6 protein-coding genes and 1 tRNA gene are annotated in these 7,937 nt (G+C 61.1%); 2 read left to right on the top strand and 5 right to left on the bottom strand.

The window, feature by feature from the left end; genetic code table 11:
* Position 1: 1 nt before the first annotated feature.
* Positions 2-75: transfer RNA gene (locus LHL23_RS21190), tRNA-Arg, on the bottom strand.
* A gap of 279 nt (positions 76-354) precedes the next feature.
* Here LHL23_RS21190 and LHL23_RS21185 point away from each other — a divergent pair.
* Together LHL23_RS21185 and LHL23_RS21180 are read left to right on the top strand one after the other, a co-directional pair.
* Positions 355-1,002, top strand: a complete 648-nt coding sequence (locus tag LHL23_RS21185; RefSeq protein ID WP_222481410.1) for a GNAT family N-acetyltransferase — start codon at positions 355-357, stop codon at positions 1,000-1,002.
* A gap of 91 nt (positions 1,003-1,093) precedes the next feature.
* A complete protein-coding gene (locus LHL23_RS21180) occupies positions 1,094-2,863 on the top strand; it encodes an adenylate/guanylate cyclase domain-containing protein (protein WP_226431455.1) in 1,770 nt (589 codons plus the stop codon).
* Positions 2,864-2,924: 61 nt separating this feature from the next.
* On the opposite strand, the gene LHL23_RS21175 is transcribed toward LHL23_RS21180, so the two are convergent.
* The 4 genes from LHL23_RS21175 to LHL23_RS21160 all read right to left on the bottom strand — a co-directional run bounded on the left by LHL23_RS21175 (position 2,925) and on the right by LHL23_RS21160 (position 7,816).
* The gene (locus tag LHL23_RS21175; RefSeq protein WP_226431454.1) at positions 2,925-3,779 is read right to left on the bottom strand and encodes a hypothetical protein; all 855 of its coding nucleotides are present in this window, start codon (positions 3,777-3,779) and stop codon (positions 2,925-2,927) included.
* 147 nt (positions 3,780-3,926) lie between these two features.
* Positions 3,927-5,225, bottom strand: a complete 1,299-nt coding sequence (locus LHL23_RS21170; RefSeq protein WP_226431453.1) for a hypothetical protein — start codon at positions 5,223-5,225, stop codon at positions 3,927-3,929.
* Positions 5,226-5,267: 42 nt separating this feature from the next.
* Positions 5,268-6,614 carry a TfuA-like protein gene (locus LHL23_RS21165; protein WP_226431452.1) on the bottom strand — a complete coding sequence of 449 codons (1,347 nt, stop codon included), beginning with the start codon at positions 6,612-6,614 and terminating at the stop codon, positions 5,268-5,270.
* Entirely contained in the window at positions 6,611-7,816 is a 1,206-nt protein-coding gene (locus LHL23_RS21160; protein WP_226431451.1) for a YcaO-like family protein, read from the bottom strand. The genes LHL23_RS21165 and LHL23_RS21160 overlap by 4 nt, the downstream gene beginning before the upstream one ends.
* Between the last annotated feature and the right edge of the window lie 121 nt (positions 7,817-7,937).

Raw genomic sequence — 7,937 nt, 5'->3', positions numbered from 1 at the left:
GCGGACCGAGGAGGATTCGAACCCCCGACCCCTTGATTCGTAGTCAAGTACTCTATCCAGCTGAGCTATCGGTCCACTGCGGCGGGGTTTAATCATAGCTCGGCACGGGCGCAACCCCAAAAGACGCTGGTTCAAACAATTCTTGCCGCATAGGTCGCCGGATCTCGCTGCGGGCATTGAAGCTGGTTACCGCCTCTCCGGCCTGGCTCAAAATAGGCGGTGCCCCGCAAGAACGATGCCAAGGTGCGAATGCCCCGAACCGGCCGAAAATGTGGTACTGTTGGCCGACCATTGCATTTTCAGCCGCAGCAGCTGCGCAACACTTGGCGCAAAGCAAATTGAAAGGGACAGCAGATGCCAGAGCGGCAGTCAGCAGCATTCCGGCTCAGGCCACTGGAGACCGGTGACCTCCCACACATGGCCGGGTGGTTCCAGAATGTCGCCGACCTGGCGCGCTTTGACCGGTCTGTTCGGGCACCCTTCAACACAACGGAGCTGGAGCGGTCATGGGGGCCAGCAATGGATGCGGAAAAAGACGCCTGCAAGTGCTGGTTCGCCATCACCACGGAAAAAGGTGAGCTTTGCGGAATTACCGGGCTGGAAAGCATATCGCCAGTGAACCGGGATGCAGTCATTGCGCTGTTCATCGAGGAAAACCGGCGCCGGCAAGGCATCGGCATCCGGTCTATGGCATTGCTTCTGGACTTTGCCTTCCTCCAGATCGGGCTAAATCGCGTTACATCCTACTACCGGGCTGACAACACGCGCAGCCAGCAAATGACCGCCCGCGCCGGCTTCAAAACAGAGGGCAGGATGCGGGAAGCCTGGTTCGCCGAAGGCCGGTACTTTGACATGATCACTGTCGGGCTGTTGCGCCGGGACTGGACTGCCAGCCGAGAGGGGCTGGCACAGGAGCTTGGCGCCGGCTGCAGTGCCAGCTTCCGAGGCGCCGGCGTCTCCGGGTGGTCATGGCCGCCCGGCCCGCAAGCCCGCCCCGGGTGAGCAGAGATACAACATCCGGCCCGGCAGCAGCAGAACACCGGCCCAGAATGGCAGCCGGTATCAGCCCATACTCACAGGAGGAGGACAGCTTGTGAGCGGCAAAAGCAAGACAACAAAGGTCCGGCGCCAGCTGGGAGCGGTGCTGTTTGCCGATGTGGTCGGATATGCCCGGCTGATGGGAAATGACGAAATCGACACATACAGCGCCCTGAAATCCCTCCTGGAACAACTTGAAGCAGCGTGCCAAGCGCACGATGGGCGGGTTGTAGCGGTCCGTGGCGACGGAGTTCTGGCACTGTTCGAGACCGCCACAAATGCGGTGAAATTCGGGGTCGAGCTGCACCGCATTGCAGATCAGAACAACAGCTCCCGTCCAGAGGACCAGCAGCTGCGCTTTCGCGCCGGCGTGCATATGGGCGAAATTCTGGTCGATGACCGAGGCATTCACGGCGACAACGTCAATATTGCAGCCCGGCTGCAGGAGATCGCTGAACCGGGCCGGGTCTTCGTCAGTTCTTCTGTTTACGAACAGATCCGCAATCGGCTGCGCTTCGGCTTTGAATTCATTGGCCCGCAACGGCTCAAGAACATCGCCGAACCGGTCCCGGCCTATTGCGTCCGCAGCGAGATTGAAGGCGCGGCCATGGCCGCCACCCTGCGACCGGCGACCCAGCCCGTGCATCCGCAAAAACCGGACGTCCCCTCGGTTGCTGTTCTGCCGTTTACCAGCCTGGGCGGAGATCAGTCTGACAGCTGGTTTGCCGACGGGCTGACAGAAGACATCATCCTGAACCTGTCCAAATTCAAGAACCTCTTCGTTATTGCGCGCAACTCCGCATTCTTTTTCAAGGCGCGGTCGATGCCGCCGCAGGAGGCCGCGCGCGAGCTGGGCGTGCGGTATGTCGCCCGCGGCAGCGTCCGCCGGGCAGCGGCACGGGTGCGGATTGCCATCGAACTGATTGACGCCGATTCCGGACGGACGATCTGGGGCGAACGCTACGACCGCGACATCGATGACATCTTTGCCATCCAGGATGAGGTCACTGACGCCATCGTCGCAGCGACGGCTGTGCTGATCGAGGCCCAGGAACGCAAGCGGATGGCGCAGGCCGCCCCCTCCGACCTGGCCGCCTACGGCTATGTCCTGCGCGGCCAGCAGTATATCTTCCGCTATACGCGGCGGGACAACCGAGAGGCCCAGTCCCTGTATGAAAGGGCTTTGGCCCGCGACCAGGACTATGCCCGGGCTTCGGCGGCAATTTCGCGCACCATGAACATTGACTGGCGGTATTCCTGGGCCAAGGACGCCGATCATGCGCTGGATACGGCGCTGGCTTTTGCGCAAAGAGCGGTGGAGCTGGATCCGACCGATGCCCGCGGCTTTGGCGAGCTTGGGTTTGTGCATCTTTACCGCAAGGAGCATGATGCTGCAATCGGTGCCTACCGGCGCGCCCTGGCGCTCAACCCGAATGATGCCGATCTCCTGTCGGACTACGCCGATGCACTGGCCCATTCCGGAGACAATGAAACGGCGATCAGCAACCTGAAGCAGGCGATGCGGCTCAACCCGTATTTCCCGGATCAGTATCTGTGGCACCTGGGCGGCGCATATTACAATCTCAAAGAATATGATGCAGTGATCGACACTCTGACGAGGATGAACAACCCGACTGAGGGCCAGCGCATGCTGGCTGCCAGCTATGCCCAGCTTGGCAAGATGGAACTGGCACGCGAGATGGCAGCCCGGCACCACGATGCACATCCGAATTTCTCGCTGGACCGCTGGGCCAAGGTGCAGCCCGACCGGCTCAAAGAAGACACCCAGCATTTCGTTGAAGGGTTGAAGAAAGCGGGGTTTTGACGGGCGGCAGCACTTCAGGCCGGTCCCTCCGACCTGCCGCTGGTTTTAATTACGCAGTGGTTCAGTCGCCTGAACCGCGCGCCTTTGCTCCGCTCACCTTGGCACCGCTGACTTTCGCGCCGCTCACTTTGGCGCCGCTGACCTTAGCACCGCTGACTTTGGCTCCGCTGACCTTGGCGCCGCTGATATCAGGACCACCGCCGCCGAAGTAGACATCCAGCAGCACCTGCTCCAGCATGCCGGTCATCACGTCCATACGGATCGAGTAATCGGCCTTGTCATAGTCCCAGACCCGGATGTCGTTTGCGATCTGGTACTCGGCTGAGGCGACCCCTGTCACGGAAGGATCCAGAGGAGCGCGGGCTGCCTGACTTGCGGGACTATTCCCACCTGTTGCACTCTCGCCGTCACCGTGCACTAGGAATATCACCGGCTCTGGCAGCTCAAAATATGTGCCTTCATAAGAGAACCCGTAGATCCGCGCGAGCTTCGCATCTTCGCTCAGCTGATCCCCCAGCAAGTTGTTGCGCCCCCGCCCCTTCTGCCGCCGGTTCCGTGCGCGGGAAAACTCCTGCTCCCCTGCGCTGAAATCACCGACCTGTTTCCACAAGCCCTGACGGGGGCCGTGCGTAATCTCAATCACGGTTCCCTTGGGGAATTGCTGCTGATGCAGCCAAGGGTTGTTGTTCCCGCTGCCGACTTCATAGAGTCCGTTTTGCCCCTTGTCGGTCTGAGCCATAACCAGAACCCGGTCTCCTGGTGCAACAGTCTCACCGTTCACAGCAGTACCGCGCAAGTTAGGCAGATTGTTAACTGTGCCAACAGCGGCTCCTGCGATTTTAGGAACCAGCCTGATGTCGTCGATCAAACGTCCAAATAACAGCACTTCGGAAAAACTCAGTAATGACTCGGCCACCGTTCACACTCCCGTGGCTATGGAAACAACACCAGAAGATCTTTTCACATTTCCGCGGGCACGATTGGCGCTGCCCCAATTTCCGGAAAAGTCCCCCTAAGGATGAAAGTAGCACAAAACGGCCAAAATTTACAGCCAATAGGCCCATCAGTTGCCCGGCACTCTTGTCCGCACCGAATGCGCATGGCTGTCCTCGTCCGGTTCATCCAGCCGGGGGCCTGCCTGGACCAGGCCAATGCCGCGCATCCGGAAGTTGCCTTCAATGATCGACTGGAACGCGCCGCCTGTCGATTTCCGGTCTACCAGAAGCAGCGCCTGCGCTACTGCTGCATAGGTGAGGGTTTCCGCCTCCAGCATGCTCCACGCTGCCGCGAGATAAGAGCCCAGAATGTCCCGGGCTTCCAGCAGGGCCAAGCGAAAACCTTCAGGATCAGCGGCATAGCGGGTGTCGAATAACGCCTGCATGACCTCTCCGTAGTAGGGGCTTTCCTCCAACTGGTCGGAGAGATCCTCCATCTCCGGCGTGATAAGACCATGCACCAGTAAACGCTCATGGAAGATATCCACCAGGATATCGAACATCGCACCGGTCAAGGGTTCAGACAGCGCATGCTCGCTGCTCCAGCCTCGGACAAAGTCTTGCAGCGTCCGTGTATTCGCTGCCATCCGGATCTGCGCGCTCCCGGCAAGCTCTGCAAAACGGTTCAATTGGTTGAAGGTGTAAAGGTTGCCGCTGGTGTTTTCGAGCAGCTCCTCGACAACTGAACCAAAGTGCAGGGATGCGATCAGCGCCACCATATCCGCCGCGGATTCGTGAAAGCCGTAATACTCACCCGGAACATTCTCGGTTACCGGCATTCCGGCCATACTGTAGATGATGGCGTGGCCGATTTCATGAGCAACCACATCGAAATTCAGGCTGTATGCGCGGTACTCCCCGCCATGCTCACTGGTGCCGCCGGTCTCCAGAAACCCCCAGCCGATATGGGCATTGTCCAGGCTCGGCAGCAGGGACAACTCCAGCCGGTCGTAATCTCGGGCAAAATGCCAGGGGATTTCATGACCGAAATATTCTTCCCACACATCCAGGGTGAAATGCGCGGCGGCAAACAGATGCGCGGCCTCAAACCCCGGATCGGACGGCGTGATATGAAGGAAATGCCCATCATCATCCGGTTCCGGCGGCGCCTGCAGCTCTCCGTGCCAGGGCGGCAGGTACATGCCCGGTCCGGCAGGCCCCTGTACAATCGCGCCATAAGGGATTGTCTTGCCCAATGCGTTGACCGTGTACATCCGCGGTCCGGACGGCCCCGGGCCAATCGAGCCGGGCGGCGCGGAAATCTCGACCAGTTCCAGCACCGGGTCCTCGTTTCGGAAAGGGGATTGCGGAAACAGCAAAAAGCGGGTTCCCGGAGCTTCCTCCGCCATCTCGTACGGGTCTTCCATTCGGTCCTCCAACCCTGCGGAGGTTTCGCCCGATTGCCCTGCCTAGCCCCTGCTTTTTCGAGCAGATTGTGTTTTGCACCCCTGATGATACATGAATTCACGCCGGATCAGCTCAAAGAATTCTTCCGCACCGTTGAGGCCGATGGACTCAGCATAAGCGCCGAAGTCCTCGGGGACGTCCCGGTGGAGGCGCGTTTCGAAATACCAGACCGCCAGCTGCAGGCGGCCTGCATCAGTCTCTGGCTTGCCTGGCTCACTTATTGCGGCGATCTGCAGCTCTTTATCGGCCGCGCGCGCTTTCAGCCCGGCAAAGGCGCCTGCCTGCCGGAGTTCGGCCAGCAAGTGCGGCTCCAAGTCTTGTTGGCGGGCATCTACGGCAGCCCCGGCAAGGACTGTTTCCTCCAGCTGGTCTTCATACTCCGCAGCCGTCAGCCCGTTCTCTTGCAGCCAGTTCTGCAGGTCTTTGCTGCGGAACAGTTTCTGCGCCTGCCGGTGGCTGTTCAGTTGGGTCAGGATTTCTTGCCGCTCGGCCTGGGCACCCTCACGGCGGGCCTCTTTCAATGCCAGCAAGCGCAATGCAGCCCGGGTCCGGAACAGGCCGAAACGCTCCGGCTCCAGCCGCAATTCATCCAGTACCCGCCGGTCAGCACCCTGCAAACCGCGCTCTTGCGCCTCGACGCGCCGCACCAGCCCCTTCCAAGCCAAGGTGTGCTCCATCGGTTCGGCAGCTGTGCCTGGTACACGGTCTTCACCGTTTAGGAACGCCGCCATCCGGGCGAGCATCTCCTGGGCATCTTCGCGTTTGGTGTCTACCCGCCCGGTCTTCACCCAGGCCGAAAACCGGTCCAGCCAGGGTGCCGCAGGAATATCCGCGAGGATGTTCCGCCAGGTTCTTTGCTGATAAAACCGCGCCTTGGCGGCTTTCAGCACCGCTGCCGCCTGATCTGCATCCAGCACAGCACTGCTGACCGCGCTCTCCACCGTCGCGCGGATGGAAACCATCGGCTCACTCAAAGGTGCGAAGCCCAGTTCCGCCGGGCTGTGCAGAACCGCCACCTCGTCATCGTCACTGATCGCCCCCGCGGCATAGGCCTCGTATATCCTGCCAACGCCAATCATCCCGAAAGCTGACAATTCCGCGGCGCGCAGTGCCCCCATGCTGGCGCTCCCGAACACCGCAATGCCGTGCTCCAGTGCCCAGAGGATTTCCTTGTGCCAGACCGAGGGCACACCTTGGAAATACCCGTCTATCAACCCGATGGCCGTGGCCCCCTGACGGGCTGCCCGAAAGATATCGCCCTGGCCCGCAGGCGGCAGAACGGTGGCCTCCAGCACCGACTGAACGTCCTTGGCCCCGATTGTCGGGCCTGCGAAGACAACCGCACTCACTCCCGAGCCTCCGCTGCTTTCTGCACCCGTTCTCCGGCCACGAAATCCGGATCGTCATGCGGCGCTTCCAATCCGGGAATGACCGCCCTTACCACTGAGATTCCTAAATCGGAGCGTGACAGATCCACGATAAGGACCTGGGCCATCCCCGCGGCGGCAAGCTGGTGCAGAAGCCAGGCCTGATCTTCCTCGGAGGAAGGTGATGAAAACGATGGGCAATCCTGAAAGCGGTCCAAAGCCTGTGTCCGGGAGAGCAGACTGCGGACAAACTGCGCCCGCTCTGCTGAAGCCGCCGGGGTGAACTCCTCCGGGTCCAGATCATCGCGTGCACCGGAAATATATGTCAGCCGGGTTTGCGCCGCCTCGGTCAGCGCCCGCAGCAGAGCAATAGAACGATCCGGATGGCAGCCGCTGCCAATGCCGATGTGGCCGGGCACACTGCCGACTTCGCAAATCATGCAGTGAAACGCCGCAACACCAATGTCCGAAGCAATATTCCACACGCCAGCCAGCAACCCCGCCTGTGAAAACAGGTTCAGCGCTTCTTGGCAGCGCGGGTCGTCAATGGTTGCTGGGTCTAACCGCGGGCCCGGCGGCGCGTGATGCCACAGGGTGATCGCATCCCTTTCGATTAGCTCGCAAATGGCATGGCAGGCGGCCTCTGCCAGGCTGTTCCCGGAGGCAAGACCGTTGGTCGTTCTCGGAAACGCGCCCTGCCCGCCACAGGGCCGCGTGGTGTAATCGGTGTCCACCATTTCATACGGCAGCCAGTGCGCAAGGCCCGTTGCAAGGTCGGCGCCCTCGATCCACAGCATACGGGATTGCGGGTCGAAACTGCCGCCGGTCACGCGCGGCAGCCGCCAGACATCGGCGACACGCGCCTCCTGCCGCAGATCCTGATAGCTGGCCGCGCGCAAGGGCAGCGCGACCCGTTCCGCATGCCAGGTCTCAACGGCCTCCATCACGCCCGATGCCCGGGCCGCGTCCAGCGTCAGCCCCTTGCCCAATGCCACAGCAACTGAGCGGGAATTGGGCCGCGTCACCATTACCGTCGGCAGGCCAACCCGGTCCAGCCCGGTCAGATTTGCAATCCGGGTGATGCCCATGTCCGCCAGGTGCGGGCGGACAGCGGCCAGCGTCTGCGCCGGATCACACAGCCGGTGAGTGTCGTGCAGATATCCTTTCCGCTGTGCCTTTGGCATTAGGCTGGCCTCACTGTCATGACCGCCGCAAGATATCCGCCCTGGGCCAAGCCGCTTGTGGCGGACGTTACCGCAGGATGGTGGATCACACGCTGCCGGTCAACAATGCGGCAGCGTGCTG

Source organism: Leisingera sp. McT4-56, from assembly GCF_020514995.1.
Lineage (GTDB): Bacteria > Pseudomonadota > Alphaproteobacteria > Rhodobacterales > Rhodobacteraceae > Leisingera > Leisingera aquaemixtae_A.
The sequence above is the reverse complement of the archived record's forward strand: the minus strand, read 5'-3'. Positions and strand labels throughout refer to the sequence as shown.